Genomic DNA, 23183 nt, shown 5'->3' on the forward strand with positions numbered 1-23183 from the left:
CTGCAGGGGGGACCCTGTGGGAGAGTAGGTCGCCGCCGAACAGTTTTTGTGGGGAAGCCCCGCACCCTTGTGGTGCGGGGCTTTCTCGCGTTCAAGGCAGATTCAGCAACTGGCCTGCTCGGTCCGCCTCGCTCGGGCCTACGGCACCACAGCCGGAGGAGTCGGCACGGGCTGGAGGCAGGGGGACACGGATCCTCCGGCAGCCGGGGGAAGGGTGAAAAGCCGTCAGATTCTTCTGTGGCCAGTGGTTCTGAGCACCCCTGAGTTCAGGGTATGATTACATCGTTGCCACAGCGCAGCAGGCCCCAATAGCTCAGTCGGTAGAGCGTCTCCATGGTAAGGAGAAGGTCTGCGGTTCGATTCCGCATTGGGGCTCAGGAAGAAAGGCCCTCACCAGTCGGTGAGGGCCTTTTGCATGTTCGATACAGGGTTCACTCACCGAGGGTCGGGGCACGACGTGCCGTCCGTCGTGGCATGCCCGGGTTCGTCTGCGCGGGCCAAAAATGTTCGGGCAGGGATGTCGAGATCCCGTGACCGGCTCCGTCTCCCTGATGAACGCGGCCACAATGGGTCGCATCAGCACCGAGGAGAGACACGATGGCCAAGTACCTGCTGCTCAAGCACTACCGAGGCGCCCCGGCTGCGATCAACGACGTGCCCATGGACCAGTGGACGCCGGAGGAGATCTCGGCCCACGTGCAGTACATGGAGGACTTCGCGGCCCGGCTCGAAGCGACCGGCGAGTTCGTCGACGGCCAGGCGCTCGCCCCCGAGGGGACGTTCGTCCGGTACGACGGCGAGGGGCGCCCGCCGGTCACCGACGGCCCGTTCGCCGAGACGAAGGACCTCATCGCCGGCTGGATGGTGATCGACGTCGACAGCTACGAGCGTGCCATCGAGCTGGCGGGGGAACTGTCGGCCGCTCCCGGAGCGGGCGGGAAGCCGATTCACGAATGGCTGGAGGTGCGGCCGTTCCTGGCCGCGCCGCCCACCATCACGGAGTGACCTCCGGATGAACGAGAGCCTGCTCCGGAGCCTCACGCCGAGCGTGCTCGGGATCCTCGTCCGCCGCGGAGCCGACTTCGCGGCGGCCGAGGACGCCGTACAGGACGCACTGGTCGAGGCGGTCCGCGTCTGGCCGGCCGACCCACCTCGGGACCCGAAGGGCTGGCTGGTCACCGTCGCCTGGCGCCGGTTCCTCGACGCGACCCGGGCGGACGTCGCCCGCCGTCGGCGTGAGAACGTCGTCGACGAGGAGCCGGCACCCGGGCCCGCGCCCGCGGTGGACGACACGCTCCAGCTCTATTTCCTGTGCGCCCACCCGTCGCTGACGCCGTCGTCCGCGGTCGCGCTCACACTGCGCGCCGTCGGCGGGCTGACCACCCGCCAGATCGCCCGGGCCTACCTGGTGCCCGAGGCGACCATGGCGCAGCGCATCAGCCGGGCCAAACGCGCCGTGTCCGCCGTGCGGTTCGATCAGCCCGGTGACGTCGCCACCGTGCTGCGCGTCCTCTATCTGGTCTTCAACGAGGGCTACTCCGGCGACGTCGACCTCGCCGCCGAGGCCATCCGGCTCACCCGGCAGCTCGCGGCCCAGTTCGACCACCCCGAGGTGGCGGGGCTGCTCGCCCTCATGCTGCTCCACCACGCCCGGCGCGCTGCCCGGACCGCGTCCGACGGGAGCCTGGTGCCGCTCGCCGAGCAGGACCGGGGCAGGTGGGACACCGGAACGATCGCCGAGGGCATCGGGATCCTTCAGGCGGCCCTCGCCCGTGACCGGCTGGGCGAGTACCAGGCCCAGGCCGCGATCGCGGCCCTCCACGCCGACGCGCCCAGCGCCGCGGAGACCGACTGGGTGCAGATCGTCGAGTGGTACGACGAGCTCGCGCGCCTGACCGACAGTCCGGTCGTCCGGCTCAATCGCGCGGTGGCCGTCGGTGAGGCCGATGGACCGCGCGCCGGCCTGGCGGCGCTCGCGGCGCTGGACGATTCACTGCCCCGCCACTCCGCGGCGGCGGCGTACCTCCATGAGCGCGACGGCGACCTGGCCACGGCGGCGCGCCTGTATGCCGAGGCGGCCCGCAAGGCAGCCGATCTCGCCGAGCGCGATCACCTGACGCGCCAGGCCGCCCGGCTCAACGCCCGTCTGCGTCGCTGACAGGGCGCGCACGGACTCTCGCGACGCTGGTGCGGCCCCGTCGGCCGAACCCGCCCGCTGAAGTGCCCGGACCGTGGACTGCGTTCAGGCGGCGGGTGGTTCGGGGACGCGCATGGCGAGGATGGCCATGTCGTCGGAGGCCGGTTCGGCGGCGAAGCGCTCGACGGCCCGCAGGATGCGTGCCGCCACCGCGCCGGCCGTCAGGCCCGTACACGTGGCGAGGACGTCGGCCAGGCCGTCGTCGCCGAGCATGCGGGTGCCCTCACGGCGTTCCGTGACGCCGTCCGTCACGCACAGCAGGACATCGCCCGGAGCGAGCGTCACTGTCTGCTCGTACAGGTCGAGGTCCTCCATGACGCCCAGCAGCGGCTGTGGTTCGGCCGCGGCCTCGACGGAGCCGTCCTGGCGCAGGCGCAGCGGCAGAGGGTGACCCGCGCAGACCACCTTCAGGAGAGCGCTGCCGTCCTCCTGGGGCCACAGCTCGCCGTAAAGGAGCGTCAGGAAGCGGCTGCGGGCGCCCTCGTCCAGGATCGCGGCGTTGAGGCGCTCCAGGACCGCCGGGCCGCCGAAGCCCTCGCGGGCGAGGAGGCGCAGGGCGTGACGGGCGAGGCCCGTGACGGCCGCGGCCTGCGGGCCCGTACCGCAGACATCGCCGATGGCGAAGCCGTAGGCGCCGTCGCGGATGGGGAACACGTCGTAGAAGTCGCCGCCGACCTCGTTGCCCTCGCCCGCCGCGCGGTAGATGACCTCGATCTCGACATTGGGGACCTCCGGCAGTTCCGGCGGCAGCAGACTCCGCTGGAGCGACTGGCTGATCGCCATGCGCTCCGAGTAGAGCCGGGCGTTGTCCAGGGCGAGCGCGGCACGCCGGGACAGGTCCTCGGCCAGTTCCAGGCTCTCCTGGCGGAAGTGGTCGTCCGCGGGCTTTCCGAGCGTGAGCATGCCGATGACGCGGTTCCGGGCGACGAGCGGCAGGACCACGGTCTCGCCGCCCACCGCCGCCGCGGTGGCGAGCGTCGTACCGATGCCGGGGCCCGGACCGCCGGGTTCGGACAGGCCGAGCGTGCGCATCGAGGTGCGCAGGGCCGCCCGATGGGCCGCTTCGGACGGGGCGTGCCAGACGCGGGCGCCGGGGGTCGGCACGGGGTCCGGCGGGGCGATCCTGGAGAGCAGGGCCTTGAGCCCGTCGATGCGTTCCTCGTCCTCGTGCAGCACATAGGAGAGGTAGGGGTCCGAGGACTGGTCGGCGATCGTGTAGACGGCGCACCAGTTGGCCAGGGTGGGGACCGTCATCTGTGCCATCAGCGCCAGGGTCTGGTCCCGGTCCAGGGTGCCCGCGAGGAGGTCGGACGCCTCGACGAGGAAGGACAGCGAACCGCGGCGCAGGCGCTCCAGCTCGCCCAGCCGGGCCGACTCGACGGCCAGCGCGATGCGGTCCGCGGCGAACTGGAGACGCAGCGCCTCCTCGTTTGTGTACCGGCCCGCGGCCTCCGCGGCGACGCCCAACGAGCCCGTCAGACGCCCCTCGACCTTGAGCGGCACGGTGACGACGGAGCGCATGCCCGTGCCCGCGAGCAGCGGGACGGCTCCGGGGACCGTGTCCAGGTCCTCGTGGACGGCGGGCATCCGGGCGGAGCCGTAACGTCCCGTTCCGGCCTCCACCGGAACGCGGGCGAAACGCTGGCGGGCGGAGGGCAGGCCCGTCGTGGCCCGCACCTCCAGTTCCGTCTCGTCGTCCGTGGCGAGCAGCAGGAACGCCGAATCGGAGTCGAGCATGTCGCGTGCCCGCTCGACCGTGCGCTGGAGCAGGCCGTCGAGGTCGTCGGGGGCCGGGGAGCCGATGAAGATCTCGAACGGGTCCGCCTTGCGGTTTTCGACGTTCGCGTCGGAGACCGGGGTGCGAGGCGGGGACTGGAGGACGGCGCGTTCGTAGTCGCGCACCAGCAGACAGACGGTGGACGGTTCGCCGTGCGGATCGCGGACCCGCAGGTGGGAGGCGTAGACGGGGATGGTGCGGCCGTCGGCGCCCCGGATGCCGTAGCTGCCCTCCCAGTGCGACAGCCGCAGGGCCTCGGCGATGCCGGTGTTGGTGCCAGGCGTCTGCGGCCACGCCGTGAAGTCGGTGAGCTGTTTGCCGAGGACCTGGTCGGGGGTGTAGCCGAAAAGGAACGTGGCGTCCTCGTTCCAGGCGGTGACGCAACCGGTGCTGTCGGTCTGGGCGACGGCCACCCGTACCCGTTCGTCGGCGACCGGGAGCAGGCCGACCGGGAGCTGCGGGCCGGCGGAGCGGATGCCCACCGGGCGCTCGGGCAGGTCCAGCTGGAACCAGACGTGCTTGTGGGTGGGGGAGTACTCGACGCCCCACCGGGAGGCCAGTGCCGCGCAGAGCAGCAGTCCCCGGCCGTTCTCACGCTCCGGGCCCGTGTGATCCGGGCCCGGGCGCCTGAGCGGGACCTCCCGCTCCGGATAGTGGTCGGAGACCTCGATCCGGACGCCGTCCTCCGTGCGCAGACAGAGCACGTCCGCGGCGGTGCCGGCGTGGACCACGGCGTTCGTCACGAGTTCGCTGGTGAGGACGACCGCGTCGTCGACGACGTCCGTGTACCCCCAACCCTGGAGGGTGTCCCGGACGAAGGCGCGGGCCGCAGCGACCGAGCGCCCGACCGGGTCGAAGGTGGCTGCCGCGCGCGCGGTGATCACAGCACTCCCCATGTGGTGTCTCGTCGCTTCCCCGAATCCTGTGCCCGTTTCTCGCCGCTTCGATTCGCCTAGGACCTGTCGTCGTGCTGTGACCGGGAAGGGTCACCGGCACGTGGCGTCCGGCGAATCTTCCCGGCCACAGCACTAGCCAGGCTAGACGCTCGGTCTCGGTGCCCGGTACACGAGGTCCGACTTCGCGCAGGAACGGCCAGGATCGGGCAAGTGGGCGGACAAGTCCGGACTTCTCGGCGGGGCCGTGGCGACAACCGGTGGAGGTCGCACTCCGATCAGGTCGGGCCTGGTACGTTTCAACGATTTGACGTCCGCATGGTCACCCGTCGACGGTGGGCAGTGGCGGTGAGCCAAAGAGGATCTGGGCAAGCTCCCAGACAGGACCCGAGCGAAACGGTCAACCCCTGCGGGAGGGACACGGTGGAGTCTGGCGTGGCGGCGCGGGGATCAGGAACGCGCACACAAGGCGGACAGTCCGTGAAGAAACAGCGCAACGGCACCATCGAGGTCGACGCGGCGGCGCTCAACAGACTGCTGGCCGGACTGGTGGCGATGCGCGACGGGAACTTCCGCCGGCGCCTGACGGTCTCCGGGGACGGCGTGATGGCGGAGATCGCGGCGCTGTTCAACGAGGTCGCCGACCGCAATCTGCACCTCACCGGGGAGCTGGCCCGGGTGCGGCGCGTGGTCGGGCGGGAGGGGAAGCTCACCGAGCGGCTGGAGACGGGCGCCTGCGAGGGGTCGTGGGCCGCCGCCATCGACGCCTCCAACGAACTGGTCGACGATCTGGCCCGCCCGGTCTCGGAGGTCGGGCGGGTGCTGGCGGCGGTGGCCGACGGCGATCTCGAACAGCGCATGGAGCTGCGGTCGTACACGGCCGACGGGGCGGTACGGCCGCTGCGCGGCGAGTTCCTGAAGGTCGCCCGTACGGTCAACAACCTGGTCGACCAGCTCTCGGCGTTCACCGAGCAGGTCACCAGGGTCGCGGTCGAGGTGGGGACCGAGGGCAAGCTGGGCGGGCAGGCCCAGGTGCGCGGGATGTCCGGGTCGTGGAAGGACCTCACGGACTCCGTGAACACCATGGCGTACCGACTGACCGCCCAGGTGCGGGACATCGCCCTGGTCACGACGGCGGTCGCCAAGGGGGATCTGTCGCGGAAGGTCACCGTCCACGTGGCCGGTGAGATGCTCCAGCTGAAGAACACCGTGAACACGATGGTCGACCAGCTGTCGTCGTTCTCGTCCGAGGTGACGCGGGTCGCCCGCGAGGTGGGCACGGAGGGCGAGCTGGGCGGGCAGGCGCAGGTGCCCGGCGTGGCCGGTGTGTGGAAGGACCTCACCGACTCCGTCAACACGATGGCGGGGAACCTGACCTCCCAGGTGCGAGGCATCGCCGAGGTGACCATGGCCGTCGCCAACGGCGACCTGTCGCAGAAGGTGAGGGTGAGCGCGCGCGGCGAGGTCGCACAACTGGCCGAGACCATCAACCAGATGACCGAGACGCTGCGGACCTTCGCGGACGAAGTGACCCGAGTGGCGAGCGAGATCGGCGGCGAGGGGCTGCTCGGCGGGCAGGCGCAGGTGCCGGGGGCAGCCGGGACCTGGAAGGACCTCACCGATTCGGTGAACACGGTCTTCCGTAATCTGACGACGCAGGTGCGGGACATCGCGCAGGTGACCACGGCGGTGGCCAGCGGCGACCTGTCGCAGAAGGTCACGGTCGACGTGGCCGGCGAGATGCTGGAGCTGAAGAACACCGTCAACACGATGGTCGATCAGCTGCAGTCCTTCGGTTCGGAAGTGACGCGGGTGGCGCGGGAGGTCGGCGTCGAGGGCCGGCTGGGCGGCCAGGCAGAGGTGCCGGGTGCGGCGGGCACGTGGAAGGACCTCACCGACTCGGTGAACACCGCGTTCCGGAACCTGACGGGTCAGGTGCGGGACATCGCGCAGGTGACGACCGCGGTCGCGAACGGGGACCTGTCGCAGAAGGTCACGGTCGACGTCGCGGGGGAGATGCTGGAGCTGAAGAACACCGTCAACACGATGGTGGCGCAGCTCTCGTCCTTCGCCGACCAGGTCACGCGGATGGCGCGGGACGTGGGCACGGAGGGCCGGCTGGGCGGTCAGGCGCGGGTCGACGGCGTCTCCGGCACCTGGAAGGAGCTCACGGACTCCGTCAACTTCATGGCCGGGAACCTGACGTCCCAGGTCCGTGAGATCGCCCAGGTGACGACTGCGGTGGCGCGGGGCGACCTGTCGCAGAAGATCGACGTGGACGCGCGCGGCGAGATCCTGGAGCTGAAGAACACCATCAACACGATGGTTGATCAGCTCTCCGCCTTCGCCGACCAGGTGACCAGGGTGGCCCGCGAGGTGGGCACGGACGGGCGGCTCGGCGGGCAGGCCCAGGTGCCCGGGGTGGCCGGTGTGTGGCGCGATCTGACCGACTCGGTGAACGGCATGGCAGGCAATCTCACCGACCAGGTCCGCAGCATCGCCCAGGTCGCCACGGCGGTGGCGCGGGGCGACCTGTCGCAGAAGATCGACGTGGACGCGCGCGGCGAGATCCTGGAGCTGAAGAACACCCTGAACACGATGGTGGACCAGCTCTCGAACTTCGCCGAGCAGGTGACACGGGTGGCCCGTGAGGTCGGTACGGAGGGCATCCTCGGCGGTCAGGCCGAGGTGCAGGGCGTGTCCGGTACGTGGAAGGACCTCACCCAGTCCGTCAACGGCATGGCGAACAACCTGACCCTCCAGGTCCGCAACATCGCCGAGGTCACCACCGCGGTCGCCAACGGCGATCTCTCCAAGAAGATCACGGTCGACGCCAAGGGCGAGATCCTCGAACTGGTCACGACCGTCAACACCATGGTCGACCAGCTGCTCAACTTCGCCGACGAGGTGACGCGGGTCGCCCGTGAGGTGGGCACGGAGGGCATCCTCGGCGGGCAGGCGCGGGTGCGCGGTGCCACCGGCATCTGGAAGGACCTCAGCGACAACGTCAACCTGATGGCCAACAATCTGACCAGCCAGGTGCGGAACATCTCCCGGGTGTCGTCCGCGGTCGCCAACGGGGACCTGACGAAGAAGGTCACCGTGGAGGCGCGCGGCGAGGTCGCCGAACTCGCCGACACCGTCAACACGATGGTGACGACGCTGTCCTCGTTCGCCGACGAGGTGACGCGGGTGGCCCGCGAGGTGGGCACGGAGGGCGAACTGGGCGGCCAGGCGCGCGTACCGGGGGTGTCCGGTACGTGGAAGGACCTGACCGAGTCGGTGAACTCGATGGCGTCCAACCTGACCGGCCAGGTGCGCCAGATCGCCGCGGTGACCACGGCCATCGCCAAGGGCGACCTCACGAAGAAGATCGACATCGATGCCCGCGGCGAGATCCTGGAGCTCAAGGACACCATCAACACGATGGTCGACCAGCTGTCCTCGTTCGCCGAGCAGGTGACCCGGGTGGCCCGCGAGGTGGGCACGGAGGGCCAGCTGGGTGGTCAGGCACGCGTCCGGGACGTCGACGGCACCTGGCGCGATCTCACCGAGTCGGTGAACGAGATGGCCGGAAACCTCACCCGCCAGGTCCGGGCCATCGCGGCGGTCGCCACCGCCGTGACCCGGGGCGATCTCAACCTCAAGGTCGACGTGGACGCGGCCGGTGAGATCCAGGCGCTGCAGGACAACATCAACACGATGATCGCCAACCTGCGCGACACCACGGCCACCAACAAGGAACAGGACTGGCTCAAGGGCAACCTCGCGCGGATCTCCGGTCTGATGCAGGGCCGGCGCGATCTGGACGACGTGGCCTCGCTGATCATGAGCGAGCTGACGCCGGTGGTCTCCGCGCAGCACGGTGCGTTCTTCCTGGCCATGCCGATCGGGGACACCGACACGGTGGGGGTGGACGGCGACCAGGACGGTTCGTACGAGCTGCGCATGAGAGGCAGCTACGGGTACTCGGCCGGGACGATGCCGACCTCGTTCCGTCCCGGTGAGACGCTGATCGGGACGGCGGCGGAGGAGAAGCGGACCATTCAGGTGGACAACGTTCCGCCGGGGTATCTGAAGATCTCCTCCGGGCTCGGCGAGGCACCTCCCGCGCATGTGATCGTGCTGCCGGTGCTTTTCGAGGGCAAGGTCCTCGGTGTGATCGAGCTGGCCTCGTTCCAGCCGTTCACACAGATTCAGCGGGACTTCCTGAACCAGCTCGCCGAAATGATCGCGACGAGCGTCAACACCATCAGCGTCAACACGAAGACCGAGAAGCTCCTCGAGCAGTCGCAGGAACTGGCCCAGCAATTGCGGGACCGTTCCAAGGAGTTGGAGAACCGTCAGGAGGCCCTTGAGGCGTCCAATACCGAACTGGAGGAAAAGGCCGAGCTGTTGGCCCGGCAGAACCGCGACATCGAGGTCAAGAACACCGAGATCGAGGACGCCCGGCAGGTCCTGGAGGAACGCGCCGAACAGCTCGCGGTCTCCATGCGCTACAAGTCCGAGTTCCTGGCGAACATGTCGCACGAGCTGCGCACTCCGCTCAACTCGCTGCTGATTCTCGCCAAGTTGCTCGCGGACAACGCGGAGGGCAATCTCTCGCCGAAGCAGGTGGAGTTCGCCGAGACGATCCACGGAGCCGGTTCCGATCTGCTTCAGCTGATCAACGACATCCTCGATCTCACGAAGGTCGAGGCGGGCAAGATGGACGTCAGCCCGACCCGGATCGCGCTGGTCCAGCTGGTCGACTACGTGGAGGCGACGTTCCGGCCGCTCACCGCGGAGAAGGGGCTCGATTTCTCCGTACGGGTCTCCCCGGAACTGCCCGCGACGCTGCACACGGACGAACAACGCCTGCTCCAGGTGCTGCGCAACCTCCTTTCCAACGCGGTGAAGTTCACCGACAGCGGGGCGGTCGAACTGGTCATCCGGCTCGCCGCCGACGACGTGCCGCACGCCATCCGCGAGCAGCTGCTGGAGGCCGGTTCGCTGCGCGACGCCGATGCCGACCTGATCGCCTTCTCGGTCACCGACACCGGCATCGGGATCGCGGCGAGCAAGATGCTGGTGATCTTCGAGGCGTTCAAGCAGGCGGACGGCACGACCAGCCGCAAGTACGGCGGCACGGGGCTGGGGCTGTCCATCAGCCGGGAGATCGCCCGGCTGCTGGGCGGCGAGATCCACGCGGCGAGCGAGCCCGGTCGCGGCTCGACGTTCACGCTGTACCTGCCGCTGCACCCGAGCGAGTTGCCGTCGCAGGGCTTCCCGCAGAACGGTCCGGAGGAGGCCGCGGCGCAGGGGGCGGCGGCCGAGGAGACGCCGCTCGCGGAGGGCGCACCGGGTGCCGTGCCGATGACGGCCGCGCACGATCCGGCCGGTTCCGGCGGTGTCCAGGCCGCTTCGGGGGCCGCCGGACCGGTCCGGCACCGTCGCAAGGCGCTGGGGGGTGCGGGGCAACAGCCCGCGCTGCCGTCCCGCTCCTCGGCCGCGGCCACCGGGCAGGAGTCGTGGGCTCCCGGCGTCCAGGAGGAGGCGGAGGTCCGCAGGACGTTCCGGTTCCACCGGGAGAAGGTGCTGATCGTCGACGACGACATCCGCAACGTCTTCGCGCTCACCAGCGTGCTGGAGCAGCACGGCCTGTCGGTGCTGTACGCCGAGAACGGCCGTGTCGGCATCGAAGTCCTGGAGCAGCACGACGATGTGACGGTCGTGCTGATGGACATCATGATGCCGGAGATGGACGGCTATGCCACGACGGCGGCGATCCGCCGGATGCCGCAGTTCGCCGGACTGCCGATCGTCGCGCTGACCGCGAAGGCGATGAAGGGCGACCGGGAAAAGGCGATCGAATCCGGTGCTTCCGACTATGTCACCAAGCCGGTTGATCCTGATCATCTCCTTTCCGTAATGGAGCAGTGGATGCGCGGAGAGTGATCACCGAGCGGAGCGAATTGCCGCGATTTCAAGATCGACTCTGTTCGAGGCGCGAGGAGGGGCGCGGCGGGAACCTTCCCGCCGCCCGCCGCGTTTTCGCTGTGTGCACAGTGACATCGCGGTGACAGGGTGTGGTGACGGGCAGGGTGCGGCTACCATGACCGGCACAAGGACGGACGGCGTAAGGGAGTCGTCCCCTGGGGCGGCGCCCGGTGCAATTCCGGGGCGAGGAGGACGGGCCATGGTGCAGAAGGCCAAGATCCTCCTGGTCGATGACCGGCCGGAGAATCTGCTGGCGCTGGAGGCCATCCTCTCTGCGCTCGATCAGACACTGGTACGGGCATCGTCAGGGGAGGAAGCGCTCAAAGCGCTGCTCACGGACGACTTCGCGGTCATTCTGCTGGACGTCCAGATGCCTGGGATGGACGGTTTCGAAACCGCGGCGCACATCAAGCGGCGGGAACGGACCCGGGACATCCCGATCATCTTCCTCACCGCGATCAATCACGGACCGCATCACACCTTCAGGGGCTACGCGGCGGGCGCGGTGGACTACATCTCGAAGCCGTTCGACCCATGGGTGCTCCGGGCGAAGGTCTCGGTCTTCGTCGAGCTGTACACGAAGAACTGCAAGCTGCGCGAGCAGGCGGCGCTGCTGCGGCTCCAGCTGGAGGGCGACGCCGAGGGAGGCGTCGGCCAGGACGGGGAACCCGCCGGACTGCTGGCCGAGCTCTCGGCGCGGCTCGCCGCAGTGGAGGAGCAGGCCGAAGCGCTCTCCAAGCAGCTCGACGACGAGTCGGCGGACGCCGCGGCCGTGGCCACCGCCGCCCATCTGGAACGCAAACTGACCGGTCTGCGCCGGGCGCTCGACGCGCTGGAGCCGGGTACCGGCAGCGGAACGGCCGCCCTTCCTTCGTAGCAGTCCGGCCCCGACGGGCCGTGGGGGCATGCCCGCGTCGTAGGGCAAGCGCCTCCGCACGCTCGGGCGGGAGCGGTTCCGCCGGCGCGCCGGGACCCGGCGGCGTACGGAGCGGTGCACGGACATGCGGAGACCGACGTCCGGACACGCGTCTCCTCGACGCCGGGGAAGCGGACACGGGTCGATTCCCGGCCGCGACACGGGCGATGGTCCGGACGTCCGTCCAACCGCCGCTCTTTTCCGCCTGCCCGACGGCCCGTCACCAGGCGCGTCCCGTCGCGTGGTGGCGTGAGGACGTGTCAGTTTCCGGCCTCCGCCCGGCGACACGGTCGGGTGAAGCGGCAGGCGCACGTGTTCACCGCCGTCGGCACCGGTAACCTCGGCATCATGGCCTCACGTACGTCCGGCAAGGGTTCCCAGGGCACGGCGGGCACCGCGAAGCGCGTCGGCCGTACCGCGGGGCCCGTCAAGAAGGCCGCGCCGGCCAAGAAAGCCGCGCCCGCCAAGAAGCCCGCAGCGAAGAAGAGCACGCCCTCGAAGAAGGCACCCGCCAAGAAGGCGGCGAGGAGGCCGGCCGCACCGCGCCCGGCACCGTCGCCCACCAGCGGCGTGTACCGCCTGGCGCGCGCCGTCTGGCTCGGTGCCGCGCACGCCGTCGGCGCGATGTTCCGCGGCATAGGACGCGGCGCCAAGGGACTCGACCCAGCGCACCGCAAGGACGGCATCGCCCTGCTCCTGCTCGGCCTGGCGCTCGTCGTCGCCGCGGGCACCTGGTCCAACCTGCGCGGTCCCGTCGGCGACCTCGTCGAGATGCTCGTCACCGGGGCCTTCGGACGGCTCGATCTGCTCGTGCCGATACTGCTCGGCACCATCGCCGTGCGGCTGATCCGCTACCCGGAGCGGCCCGAGGCCAACGGCCGTATCGTCATCGGACTCTCCGCCCTGGTCGTCGGCGTGCTGGGACAGGTCCACATCGCGTGCGGATCGCCCGGCAGGGGCGACGGCACGACGGCGATGCAGGACGCGGGCGGGCTGATCGGCTGGGCCGCCTCCAAGCCGTTGATCTACACCATGGGCGAGGTCCTCGCCGTACCGCTGCTGCTCCTCCTCACCGTCTTCGGGCTGCTCGTCGTCACCGCCACCCCGGTCAACGCCATTCCGCAACGGCTGCGTCTGCTCGGCACCAAGCTGGGCGTCCTGGATCCGCCGTACGATCCCGCGGAGGACGAGGAGAACGACGACGAGCGCTACGAGGAGCAGTGGCGCGAGGCTCTGCCCGCCCGCTCCCGACGTTCCTCCGCACGCCGTTCCGAGGCCTCCGGGGAGTACGACCCCGAACAGGCGGAGGCCGAGGCGCTCTCCCGGCGCCGCGGCCCCCGCAGGCCCTCCGCACAGCCCGCGATGAACCGCACCATGGACGCGGTGGACGTCGCCGCGGCGGCCGCCGCCGCGCTCGACGGGGCCGTGCTCAACGGCATGCCGCCCTCGCCGATCGTCGCCGACCTCACCCAGGGCGTCTCCGTCGACCGCGAACGCCCGGCGCCGCCGGTCCCGGGCGCCCGGGAGAGCGAGCCCGCCGCCGGGGGAGGGAAGCAGGCGAAGTCCCCGGTGTCGTCGGGCAGCGTGCCCGACCTGACGAAGCCCGCGCCCGACCGGTCGCAGTCCGAACCGCTGCCGGCCCGCGCCGAGCAGCTCCAGCTGTCCGGCGACATCACCTACGCGCTGCCCTCGCTCGACCTGCTGGAACGCGGCGGGCCCGGCAAGACCCGCAGCGCCGCCAACGACGCGATCGTCGCGGCCCTGACGAACGTCTTCACCGAGTTCAAGGTCGACGCCGCGGTCACCGGCTTCACCCGGGGCCCGACGGTCACCCGCTACGAGGTGGAGCTCGGCCCCGCCGTGAAGGTCGAGCGGATCACCGCCCTCGCCAAGAACATCGCGTACGCGGTCGCCAGCCCGGATGTCCGGATCATCTCCCCTATCCCGGGGAAGTCGGCGGTGGGCATCGAGATCCCCAACAGCGACCGCGAGATGGTCAACCTCGGCGACGTGCTGCGCCTCGCCGACGCCGCCGAGGACGACCACCCGATGCTGGTCGCGCTCGGCAAGGACGTCGAGGGCGGCTATGTGATGGCCAACCTGGCGAAGATGCCGCACGTGCTGGTGGCCGGTGCCACCGGGTCCGGCAAGTCGTCCTGCATCAACTGTCTGATCACCTCGATCATGGTGCGGGCGACCCCGGAGGACGTCCGCATGGTGCTGGTCGACCCCAAGCGCGTCGAGCTGACCGCGTACGAGGGCATCCCGCACCTGATCACGCCGATCATCACCAACCCCAAGCGGGCCGCCGAGGCCCTCCAGTGGGTCGTGCGGGAGATGGACCTCCGGTACGACGACCTCGCCGCCTTCGGCTACCGGCACATCGACGACTTCAACCAGGCCGTGCGCGACGGCAAGGTCAAGCCGCCGGAGGGCAGCGAGCGCGAGCTCTCGCCGTACCCGTACCTGCTGGTGATCGTCGACGAGCTCGCCGACCTGATGATGGTCGCCCCGCGCGACGTGGAGGACGCCATCGTCCGCATCACCCAACTGGCCCGCGCCGCGGGGATCCATCTGGTGCTCGCCACCCAGCGGCCCTCGGTCGACGTCGTCACGGGTCTGATCAAGGCGAACGTGCCCTCGCGGCTCGCCTTCGCGACGTCGTCGCTGGCCGACAGCCGCGTCATCCTCGACCAGCCCGGTGCCGAGAAGCTCATCGGGAAGGGCGACGGGCTGTTCCTGCCGATGGGGGCCAACAAGCCCACCCGAATGCAGGGGGCCTTCGTCACCGAGGACGAGGTCGCTGCCGTCGTCCGGCACTGCAAGGATCAGATGGCGCCGGTCTTCCGCGACGACGTGGTGGTCGGCACCGGCAGGAAGAAGGAGATCGACGAGGACATCGGCGACGACCTGGACCTGCTCTGCCAGGCCGCCGAGCTGGTCGTGTCCACCCAGTTCGGGTCCACCTCGATGCTCCAGCGCAAGCTGAGGGTGGGCTTCGCCAAGGCGGGCCGGCTCATGGACCTGATGGAGTCGCGGAACATCGTGGGACCGAGCGAGGGTTCCAAGGCCCGAGACGTCCTGGTGAAACCCGACGAGCTGGACGGGGTGTTGGCGCTGATCCGCGGGGAACCCGCCTCGTAGGTGAAGTACGGGCAACCGTTTCGCCGGGTCGTACGTCAAGTTGAGGGGAGGGGCGGCAGGATGGTTCTCCCCGGGGCGGCCCGGCGCGCGGACCGCGTTCGAGTCCGATGGCGTACAAAGTCCTTCCTCCCGGTTGCTCCACTCTTTCGTACCCCCCCTAGACTGAACATCCAGCAGGTGGCTCACGCTCGAAAGGCGCCCCCGTGTCCATCGGCAACTCTCCCGAAGACGACCGGCCTTCGATCGGTCGAGTGCTTCAGCAGGCTCGTATCGCCGCAGGTCTCACGGTCGAAGAAATCAGTACGTCCACGCGGGTGCGCATCCCCATCGTGCACGCGATCGAAGAGGACGACTTCTCCCGCTGCGGCGGCGACGTGTACGCACGCGGCCACATCCGCGCGCTGGCACGCGCCGTCCACATCGATCCGGAACCACTGGTCGCGCAGTACGACGACGAGCACGGCGGCCGCCCGGCACCCACGTCAGCGGCCCCGCTGTTCGAGGCCGAGCGCATCCGGTCCGAACCCCGCCGCCCCAACTGGACGGCCGCCATGGTGGCGGCGATCGTCGTCGTGGTCGGCTTCGTCGGCTTCACGGTCGTCAAGGGCGGCAACAACGACAGACCCACGACCACGCAGGTCGCGGAGGGCGCGACCGCCAACACGGAGAGCCCCCGGCCCAAGACCGGCAAGTCCGCGGACCCCAAGCCGGAGACCTCCGACAGCGCCATCGCCGCGGCCCCCCGGGACAAGGTGACGGTGAAGCTCAGCGCCAGCCAGGGCAAGAGCTGGATCTCCGCCAAGGACCACAACGGGCGGCTGCTCTTCGACGGCCTGCTGCTCCAGGGCCAGTCCAAGACCTTCCAGGATCAGGAGCGGGTCGACCTCGTCCTCGGTGACGCCGGGTCCATCGAGCTCTACGTGAATGGCAAGAAGGTCGAGGACAAGTTCCAGCCGGGCCAGGTCGAGCGGCTCTCGTACACGAAGGGCGACCCGGCGGTCGGCTGACGTACGGCCCCCGGACGGCTCCACGGAGGCGGCGGGTGCCCGGCGACCGTGCCGGGCACCCGCCGCTTTCGTCACCGGACGTGACGAGGGAACGACGAGGGAACCCTGCACGGCAGGGCGTGTGCCGGGACAAAGTAGTCTTGAGCCCATGCCCGAACGCCGTACCGTCGCCCTTGTCACTCTCGGCTGCGCCCGTAACGAGGTGGACTCGGAGGAGCTCGCAGGCCGCTTGGCAGCGGACGGCTGGGAGCTCGTCGAGGACGCCTCCGACGCGGACGTCGCCGTCGTCAACACCTGCGGATTCGTCGAGGCCGCCAAGAAGGACTCCGTCGACGCACTGCTCGAAGCCAATGACCTGAAGGACCACGGCAGGACCCAGGCCGTGGTCGCCGTCGGCTGCATGGCCGAGCGCTACGGAAAGGACCTCGCCGAGGCCCTGCCCGAGGCGGACGGCGTCCTCGGATTCGACGACTACGCCGACATCTCCGACCGCCTCCAGACCATTCTGAGCGGCGGCATCCACGCCTCGCACACCCCGCGTGACCGCCGCAAGCTCCTGCCGATCAGCCCGGCAGAGCGGCAGGACGCCGCCGTGGCCCTGCCCGGCCACGCGCAGCCGGCCGCGCCCGCGCCGGCACCGGCGGACCTGCCCGAGGGCGTCGCACCCGTCTCCGGCCCACGAGCGCCGCTGCGCCGGAGACTGGGCACCAGCCCCGTCGCCTCGGTGAAGCTCGCCTCCGGCTGTGACCGCCGCTGCTCCTTCTGCGCCATCCCGTCCTTCCGTGGCTCCTTCATCTCGCGGCGCCCGTCGGACGTCCTGGGGGAGACCCGCTGGCTGGCCGAGCAGGGTGTGAAGGAGGTCATGCTGGTCTCCGAGAACAACACTTCGTACGGCAAGGACCTCGGTGACATCCGGCTGCTGGAGACGCTCCTGCCGGAGCTCGCCGAGGTGGACGGGATCGAACGGATCCGGGTCAGCTATCTGCAGCCCGCGGAGATGCGGCCGGGCCTCATCGACGTGCTGACCTCGACCCCGAAGGTCGCCCCGTACTTCGACCTGTCCTTCCAGCACTCGGCCCCCGGCGTGCTGCGGGCGATGCGCCGCTTCGGTGACACCGACCGCTTCCTGGAACTCCTGGACACCATCCGCGGCAAGGCCCCGCAGGCCGGTGCCCGCTCCAACTTCATCGTCGGCTTCCCTGGCGAGACGGAGGCCGACCTGGCGGAGCTGGAACGCTTCCTCACCGGTGCCCGGCTCGACGCCATCGGCGTCTTCGGCTACTCCGACGAGGAGGGCACCGAAGCGGCCCGTTACGAGAACAAGCTGGACGCCGACGTCGTCGCGGAACGGCTCGCGCACATCTCCCGGCTGGCCGAGGAACTGACCTCGCAGCGGGCCGAGGAGCGCCTCGGCGAGACCCTCCAGGTGCTCGTCGAGTCCGTGGACGACGAGGACGGCGCGGTGGGGCGCGCGGCGCACCAGGCGCCCGAGACGGACGGCCAGGTGCTCCTCACGACACGCGAGGGCCTCGTGCCCGGCCGTATGGTCGAGGCAAAGGTCGTCGGTACCGAAGGAGTGGACCTGGTGGCCGAGTGTTCCGAGCTCGTGGAGGCGGCCAGATGACGGGAGTCCCGGCATCCGCGGCAGGCGGCTCCGGCGCGAAGCCGGTCCGCGGCGGCAAGCTGGGTTCCGCGGCCGTCAACCAGGCCAGTCTGTGGAACATCGCCAATCTGCTCACCATGCTCCGGCTGGTGCTGGTGCCCGGCTTCGTGCTGTTGCTGCTGCACAACGGCGGCTACGACCCGGCCTGGCGGTCGTTCGCCTGGGCGGCGTTCGCCATCGCCATGATCACCGACCTGTTCGACGGCCACCTCGCACGCACGTACAACCTGGTCACCGATTTCGGGAAGATCGCCGACCCGATCGCGGACAAGGCGATCATGGGCTCGGCACTGATCTGCCTTTCGTATCTGGGCGACCTGCCCTGGTGGGTCACGGGCGTGATCCTCTTCCGCGAGATAGGCATCACGCTGCTGCGGTTCTGGGTGATCCGGCACGGGGTGATTCCGGCCAGTCGCGGCGGGAAGATGAAGACGCTGGCCCAGGGCGTGGCGGTCGGCATGTACGTGCTGGCACTGACGGGCCCGCTCGCCACCCTGCGCTTCTGGGTGATGGCGCTGGCCGTCGCGCTGACGGTCGCCACCGGGCTCGACTACGTACGGCAGGCCGTCGTGCTGCGGCGCAGGGGGCTCGCGTCCGAACGGGCCGCTGCCGCGGCTTCGAGCCGTACGGCCGGGGCATCCGGGCCTTCGGGGGAGTCGGGCGACCGCGGTTCCGCGGGGGCGGAGCGGTGACGGCCGCGGCCCGGGCCCTGGAACTGCTCGCACGGCGCGGGGAGACGCTCGCCGTCGCCGAGTCCCTGACCGGTGGTCTGGTCGCGGCGGAGCTGACGTCCGTACCGGGCGCCTCGCGTTCCTTCCGGGGGTCCGTGACGGCCTACGCGACGCCCCTGAAGCGGGAACTGCTCGGTGTGGACGGTGCCCTCCTGGCGGAGCGCGGCGCGGTCGACGCGGACGTGGCGCGGCAGATGGCGACAGGTGTGCGGCGCGTTCTCGGTGCAGACTGGGGAGTGGCGACCACCGGCGTCGCGGGCCCCGACCCGCAGGACGGAAAGCCCGTCGGCACGGTCTACGTCGCGGTGTCCGGGCCGGACGGCGCGGAGAATGTGGCCGTGCTGCGGTTGAACGGCAGCCGTGCGGACATCCGTAAAGAGAGCGTACGGAACGTTCTCACACTGCTTTCCGACAAACTCGGCAAGAATGCAGGCGCACAGGATACGGAACAGAACGGGGGGAATTGATGTTTGCAGCCCTGAGTGAACACGACATCGCTCCCCGCACGGCCGCGGCGCAAGGCGGTACGGTGGGGCGTGAAGGATGCGGCTACGCGGTCCGAGGAGGGAGCCACCGATGATTCTGCTCCGTCGCCTGCTTGGTGACGTGCTGCGTCGGCAGCGCCAGCGCCAAGGCCGTACTCTGCGCGAAGTCTCCTCGTCCGCCCGAGTCTCGCTCGGCTATCTCTCCGAGGTGGAGCGGGGGCAGAAGGAGGCGTCCTCCGAACTGCTCTCCGCCATTTGCGACGCGCTTGACGTACGGATGTCCGAGCTCATGCGTGAAGTGAGCGATGAGCTGTCGCTGGCCGAACTGGCCGAGTCGGCAGCAGCCAGCGATCCGGTGCCCGTGCCGGTGCGTCCGGTGCTCAACTCCGTCTCCGTGACGTCGGTGGCGGGTGTGCCGACGGGGCGGGTGACCATCAAGGCGCCCACGGAAGCGGTGGATGTCGTCGCCGCCTGACCGCGCGGTCCGGTGTACAGGGGAAGCCCTGGTCCCTCATGGGGGCCGGGGCTTCTGTGCGTCTGCCTGCGGCTTCCGTGTGTCTGTCTGTGTCGTCCATGCCCTCCACGTCTTCCGTGCGTCTGCCTGACCGCGGTAGTCGCGGGACGGTTCGGTCCGGGCGTCGTTGGTCCGGGCGTCTGAGGTATGAAGCCTTCCTTCTCTTTCTTCCTGAATGATCTATTTCTGCCCGTATGTGCAATCGTGGGTGATGTTGTGTGTGAAGTTGCGCGTGATGTCGAACGGAACAGAAGCAGATCGGAGATGCGCATGTCCGTGGTGAAGAGCCCGCTTTCCGAGTCCGACCTCCAGGTCGTGGGAGACGCGTTGCAGGGCGCCCTGGTGGACCTGATCGATCTTTCCCTGGTGGCCAAGCAGGTGCACTGGAACGTGGTCGGGCCGCGATTCCGGTCCGTGCATCTCCAGCTCGACGAGGTCGTCGACACCGCCCGTCGGCACTCCGACTCGGTCGCGGAACGCGCCTCCGCCCTCGGCGTCAATCCGGACGGGCGGTCGGGGACGATCGCGAGGACCACGGCCATCGCGTCCGTGCCCGAGGGCTGGGTCACGGACGGGCACGCGGTGGAGGCCCTGGTGAGTGCCCTCGGCGTGGTGATCGGGCGCATGCGGGAGCGGATCGAGAAGACCGGCGGCCCCGACCCGATCAGCCAGGACCTGCTCATCGGTCTGACCGCCGACCTCGAGAAGCACGCGTGGATGTTCCAGGCGGCGAACGCCTGACGTGCATCTGTTGTGGCGCGGATGTGCGATGCGAAGAGTTCCGTGCGCGTGCGTGAGGCGATCGCCTGACGTGGATGGCTGACGCGGTTGATCGACGCGGACGGCCGGTTCCTTCGGGGCGACGGCTTCGCATCCGTCCTCTGCGGCGAACCTCCGTGCCAAGCCCGGCCATGCCTGCCGAGCCGCCTCCGAGCCCCCGCCGAGCCCTGTCCGGGACGGTGGGGGCTCTGCCGTGCCCCCGGTGTCGCCGCGGGCGTGTGGAACGGCTGGGGTGTGTGGAACGGCCGGGACGCCGCTCCGGGCCGGCGGAAACACCGCTCCCGGACTCATTCGGAGGCCGTTCCGGGCGCCGCCGTTTCCGGTGGGGCGCTTCGGGTGGGGCCTGCCGTTGCTCTGGATGCGGTCGGGGCTTCGGCGCGCCAGACTTCGGGGAGAGGGCGTCGGGCGGTGAGGGCGCCCCCGGACCGTTTCGCGCCTGTCGCGTCGCACGCCAGGCGCGACCTGCCGGACAGGAGCATGGTTGGTGCGGCCGGGACCGGTACCGGAGGGGCCCCGGCCGGGCGGCCCACGTACACGAATCCGCACAGCACGCTCGGGGAACTCCAGGCGAGGAGCGCACAACGCGCTACGGCCCGCAGACCGCGCGCCGGTGGCGCATCGGTGCGCCCTCGCGCCGGGCGAGCGCGCCGAACTAGGTTCGGCCGGAGGAGGCAGCCATGGTGCGGCGATGGGTGCCGGCGCTCGTTCTCGGCGGGGTGTGGTGGTGGGCCGTGCTGCGGCTCGCGCTGGAACCGGCTCATGTGGGGCTCGTCGAGGGCGCGGTGGCGGCGGGCGGATGGGGACTGAGTCTGTTGCCCGTGCACGCGGCCGCGAGGGCGGGGCGGGTAGGGGCGAGTACGCCGGAAGGGTGTACGAGTGCGGACGCCGCGGAGGGGAGCGGGGGCACGGCCTGGTCGTCCCGGATCCGGGCGTGGTGCGTGGGCGGAGCGAGCGGGATGGCGGTGCGGTGTCCGGATGGCTGGTGCCGTGTCCGGGCGCGCTGGGTGAGCTGGTGGTCCGGGACCGGGCGGCCGTGCGTGGTCCGGTGGCGGGACGTCGCGACGCGGTGTGCGAGGCGGTGGTCGTGTGCCGGGGCACGTCGATTCGGGCGCTGGTCGCGTGCAGGTCTGCGCCGCCTGGTCCGGGTCCGGCAGACTACCAGGGCATGGTCGCGCCGCCGTTCGGGCGAAGGATCTGGCCGGTCATGAAGGACGACGCATCGGATGCGAGGTGGAGCACGGTGTGGGCGACGTCCTCGGGCTCTCCGACCCGGCCCAGCGGTGACATCCTCGCCATCATGGTCTCGGCCCGGTGCTGCCGTTCCGCGTCGTGGCGGGCGGTCATGGGGGTGCGGATCCAGCCCGGGGCGACGGCGTTGACGCGGATGGAGTGGGGTCCCAGCTCGGTCGCGAGGGTCCTCGTCAGCTGGACGACCGCCGCTTTGGCCACGCTGTAGCCCAGCAGCCCGGGGCTCGCGGCGTCGACCGCTCCCGAGGCCATCGTGATCAGCGAACCGGGGGCGCCGCGCGCGATCAGGCCCCGGGCCACTTCCTGGCAGGCGTAGAGGACGCCCTTGAAGTTGACCGCGAGGACGCGATCGAGATCGGCATCAGAGGTCTCCAGGACGCTGCTCGTGTGCATGATCCCGGCCACCGCGGCCAGGATGTCGAGGCCGCCCGCGGCGGTCACCGCTGCCCTGACCGCGTCGTGATCGGTGACGTCGAGCGGGTGGACATGGCAGGACCCGCCCGCTTCGGTGACCAGGTTCCGGGTCTGCGACAGTCCGTTCTCGTCACGGTCCGCGCAGTGCACGGTGGCGCCCGCCGACGCGAGCAGGACGGCACTCGCCCTGCCGATGCCGCTCGCCGCTCCGGTGACGAACGCGGAGCGGCCCGTGAGGTCGTACCCGGCGAAGCTCATGCAGCGGACGTTACGACTGGAGCTGACGTGCCGTCAACTCTCTTGTGTGGTATGCGAATTGCGAGGGGAACGGAAATGCCCTCCGGGAGGGGTGTCGTTCGGTGCGCGCGCGAGCGGAGCGGCTGCGGCGCGGGAGGGAGGCTGGGCGTGTGGGGAGTCAGGCCGTGGGGCCCGCCTGGCAGTGCGGGCACCAGTAGGTGGGGCGGGCGTCCTGCTCGGCCATGCGGATCGGTGTGCCGCAGCGCAGACAGGGGCGGTTGGTCCTGCCGTAGACCCAGAGCCGTTCCTTCGAGCCGTGGGGGCGGGCCACGACCCCTGTGCGCGTGTTCGCCGCCGTGCCCGTGGTCGTCATGGTTGTCGTGCGTACGGGGCGGTCGCGGTTGGCTTCGAGGAGTTGCCTGGCCGTGGTGACGAGGCGCGAGGCGGTGGCGGTGGGCAGTTCGCCGATGGGCAGCCACGGGGTGGCGCGGGCGAGGAAGCAGAGCTCGGCCTTGTAGACGTTGCCGATTCCCGCCAGGTTGCGCTGGTCCAGCAGGGCCTCGCCGAGGGGGCGGGACGAGTCGGTCAGCAGATTGCGCAGGGCAGCGTCGGGGTCCCAGTCGGGGCCCAGGAGGTCGGGGCCGAGGTGCCCGACCGCTCGCTCCTCCTCCCTGGTGCGGAGGAGCTCCAGGACCGGCAGCCGATAGCCGACGGCCGTGTGGTCCGCGTTGGCGAGCACCACACGGATCTGGTGGGCGGGCCCGCCGCGCCAGCGCTCGCCCGGTGCGTAGACCTGCCAGGAACCGTCCATCCGCAGATGACTGTGGAGGGTGAGGCCGCCCTCGATGCGGGTGAGGAGGTGCTTGCCGCGCGAGATGACGTCCAGCACCGTCCGGCCGGTGAGGTCGGCGGTGGCGAACCGGGGGACGCGCAGGTCGGAGCGGGTGAGGACGCGGTCGGCGAGGGCGGCGTGCAGACGCCGTGCGGTCTGCAGGACGGTGTCTCCTTCGGGCATGTCTCCATGATGCGGCCCGCGGGCGCATCCGGCTCGGTCCGGACCGAGCCGAGCCGGACGGGAGTTCCGGTCGGTGCACGGGCCGCGTCTGCGTGGTGCCGCGTACCGAGTGCGAGAGGCGGCACGGTCTACGGCGCGGGCTGGGGTGAGAGGGACAGGGGCCGTGAGGGTGTGGCAGGGACG

The 23183-nt window shown here is 70.3% G+C and carries 14 protein-coding genes and 1 tRNA gene; 12 read left to right on the forward strand and 3 right to left on the reverse strand.

What is annotated here, in order from left to right:
• The first annotated feature begins 302 nt into the window (after nucleotides 1-302).
• From AB0E67_RS27980 to AB0E67_RS27990, 3 genes are all read left to right on the forward strand, one after another.
• Nucleotides 303-375: transfer RNA gene (locus AB0E67_RS27980), tRNA-Thr, on the forward strand.
• Between the two features lie 222 nt (nucleotides 376-597).
• Nucleotides 598-1005 carry a YciI family protein gene (locus AB0E67_RS27985; RefSeq protein ID WP_362031697.1) on the forward strand — a complete coding sequence of 136 codons (408 nt, stop codon included), beginning with the start codon at nucleotides 598-600 and terminating at the stop codon, nucleotides 1003-1005.
• A gap of 7 nt (nucleotides 1006-1012) precedes the next feature.
• On the forward strand, nucleotides 1013-2158 hold the full coding sequence (locus AB0E67_RS27990; RefSeq protein WP_362031699.1) for a DUF6596 domain-containing protein: 1146 nt from the start codon (nucleotides 1013-1015) through the stop codon (nucleotides 2156-2158).
• Between the two features lie 84 nt (nucleotides 2159-2242).
• Here AB0E67_RS27990 and AB0E67_RS27995 read toward each other — a convergent pair whose 3' ends face one another.
• On the reverse strand, nucleotides 2243-4870 hold the full coding sequence (locus AB0E67_RS27995; protein WP_362031701.1) for a SpoIIE family protein phosphatase: 2628 nt from the start codon (nucleotides 4868-4870) through the stop codon (nucleotides 2243-2245).
• 477 nt (nucleotides 4871-5347) lie between these two features.
• Between AB0E67_RS27995 and AB0E67_RS28000 the strand changes: the two genes are divergently transcribed.
• The 9 genes from AB0E67_RS28000 to AB0E67_RS28040 all read left to right on the forward strand — a co-directional run bounded on the left by AB0E67_RS28000 (nucleotide 5348) and on the right by AB0E67_RS28040 (nucleotide 20047).
• Nucleotides 5348-10804: a HAMP domain-containing protein gene (locus AB0E67_RS28000; RefSeq protein WP_362031703.1), complete on the forward strand. Its 5457-nt coding sequence runs from the start codon at nucleotides 5348-5350 to the stop codon at nucleotides 10802-10804.
• A 241-nt stretch (nucleotides 10805-11045) separates the two neighbouring features.
• Nucleotides 11046-11723 carry a response regulator gene (locus AB0E67_RS28005; protein WP_351516211.1) on the forward strand — a complete coding sequence of 226 codons (678 nt, stop codon included), beginning with the start codon at nucleotides 11046-11048 and terminating at the stop codon, nucleotides 11721-11723.
• 387 nt (nucleotides 11724-12110) lie between these two features.
• Nucleotides 12111-14906, forward strand: coding sequence for a DNA translocase FtsK (locus AB0E67_RS28010; RefSeq protein ID WP_362031704.1), 2796 nt, complete (start codon nucleotides 12111-12113; stop codon nucleotides 14904-14906).
• 203 nt (nucleotides 14907-15109) lie between these two features.
• A complete protein-coding gene (locus tag AB0E67_RS28015) occupies nucleotides 15110-15913 on the forward strand; it encodes a RodZ domain-containing protein (RefSeq protein WP_362031706.1) in 804 nt (267 codons plus the stop codon).
• A 148-nt stretch (nucleotides 15914-16061) separates the two neighbouring features.
• A complete protein-coding gene (rimO, locus tag AB0E67_RS28020) occupies nucleotides 16062-17537 on the forward strand; it encodes a 30S ribosomal protein S12 methylthiotransferase RimO (RefSeq protein ID WP_362031710.1) in 1476 nt (491 codons plus the stop codon).
• Nucleotides 17534-18268 (forward strand): CDP-diacylglycerol--glycerol-3-phosphate 3-phosphatidyltransferase, encoded by a 735-nt coding sequence (gene pgsA / locus AB0E67_RS28025; RefSeq protein WP_362031712.1) that lies wholly within the window; start codon nucleotides 17534-17536, stop codon nucleotides 18266-18268. Before rimO ends, pgsA begins: the two co-directional genes overlap by 4 nt.
• The gene (locus AB0E67_RS28030) at nucleotides 18265-18774 is read left to right on the forward strand and encodes a CinA family protein (RefSeq protein WP_362031714.1); all 510 of its coding nucleotides are present in this window, start codon (nucleotides 18265-18267) and stop codon (nucleotides 18772-18774) included. The genes pgsA and AB0E67_RS28030 overlap by 4 nt, the downstream gene beginning before the upstream one ends.
• Before the next feature lie 109 nt (nucleotides 18775-18883).
• Entirely contained in the window at nucleotides 18884-19267 is a 384-nt protein-coding gene (locus AB0E67_RS28035) for a helix-turn-helix transcriptional regulator (RefSeq protein ID WP_351516220.1), read from the forward strand.
• A 309-nt stretch (nucleotides 19268-19576) separates the two neighbouring features.
• The gene (locus AB0E67_RS28040; protein WP_362031716.1) at nucleotides 19577-20047 is read left to right on the forward strand and encodes a DNA starvation/stationary phase protection protein; all 471 of its coding nucleotides are present in this window, start codon (nucleotides 19577-19579) and stop codon (nucleotides 20045-20047) included.
• 1194 nt (nucleotides 20048-21241) lie between these two features.
• On the opposite strand, the gene AB0E67_RS28045 is transcribed toward AB0E67_RS28040, so the two are convergent.
• Both AB0E67_RS28045 and AB0E67_RS28050 read right to left on the reverse strand, forming a co-directional pair.
• Nucleotides 21242-22006: an SDR family NAD(P)-dependent oxidoreductase gene (locus tag AB0E67_RS28045; protein ID WP_362031717.1), complete on the reverse strand. Its 765-nt coding sequence runs from the start codon at nucleotides 22004-22006 to the stop codon at nucleotides 21242-21244.
• Between the two features lie 157 nt (nucleotides 22007-22163).
• Nucleotides 22164-23000: a DNA-formamidopyrimidine glycosylase family protein gene (locus tag AB0E67_RS28050; RefSeq protein WP_362031719.1), complete on the reverse strand. Its 837-nt coding sequence runs from the start codon at nucleotides 22998-23000 to the stop codon at nucleotides 22164-22166.
• Nucleotides 23001-23183 lie beyond the last annotated feature (183 nt).

Origin of the sequence: Streptomyces sp. NPDC032161 (assembly GCF_040636995.1) — a bacterium.
GTDB lineage: Bacteria > Actinomycetota > Actinomycetes > Streptomycetales > Streptomycetaceae > Streptomyces.

Excerpts from the sequence above, each read along its gene's own strand:
- AB0E67_RS27985 (WP_362031697.1), top strand. The coding sequence starts at position 598 with ATGGCCAAGTACCTGCTGCTCAAGCACTACCGAGGCGCCCCGGCTGCG.
- AB0E67_RS27990 (WP_362031699.1), top strand. The coding sequence starts at position 1,013 with ATGAACGAGAGCCTGCTCCGGAGCCTCACGCCGAGCGTGCTCGGGATC.
- AB0E67_RS27995 (WP_362031701.1), bottom strand. The coding sequence starts at position 4,870 with ATGGGGAGTGCTGTGATCACCGCGCGCGCGGCAGCCACCTTCGACCCG.
- AB0E67_RS28005 (WP_351516211.1), top strand. The coding sequence starts at position 11,046 with ATGGTGCAGAAGGCCAAGATCCTCCTGGTCGATGACCGGCCGGAGAAT.
- AB0E67_RS28010 (WP_362031704.1), top strand. The coding sequence starts at position 12,111 with ATGGCCTCACGTACGTCCGGCAAGGGTTCCCAGGGCACGGCGGGCACC.
- rimO (WP_362031710.1), top strand. The coding sequence starts at position 16,062 with ATGCCCGAACGCCGTACCGTCGCCCTTGTCACTCTCGGCTGCGCCCGT.
- pgsA (WP_362031712.1), top strand. The coding sequence starts at position 17,534 with ATGACGGGAGTCCCGGCATCCGCGGCAGGCGGCTCCGGCGCGAAGCCG.
- AB0E67_RS28035 (WP_351516220.1), top strand. The coding sequence starts at position 18,884 with ATGATTCTGCTCCGTCGCCTGCTTGGTGACGTGCTGCGTCGGCAGCGC.
- AB0E67_RS28040 (WP_362031716.1), top strand. The coding sequence starts at position 19,577 with ATGTCCGTGGTGAAGAGCCCGCTTTCCGAGTCCGACCTCCAGGTCGTG.
- AB0E67_RS28045 (WP_362031717.1), bottom strand. The coding sequence starts at position 22,006 with ATGAGCTTCGCCGGGTACGACCTCACGGGCCGCTCCGCGTTCGTCACC.
- AB0E67_RS28050 (WP_362031719.1), bottom strand. The coding sequence starts at position 23,000 with ATGCCCGAAGGAGACACCGTCCTGCAGACCGCACGGCGTCTGCACGCC.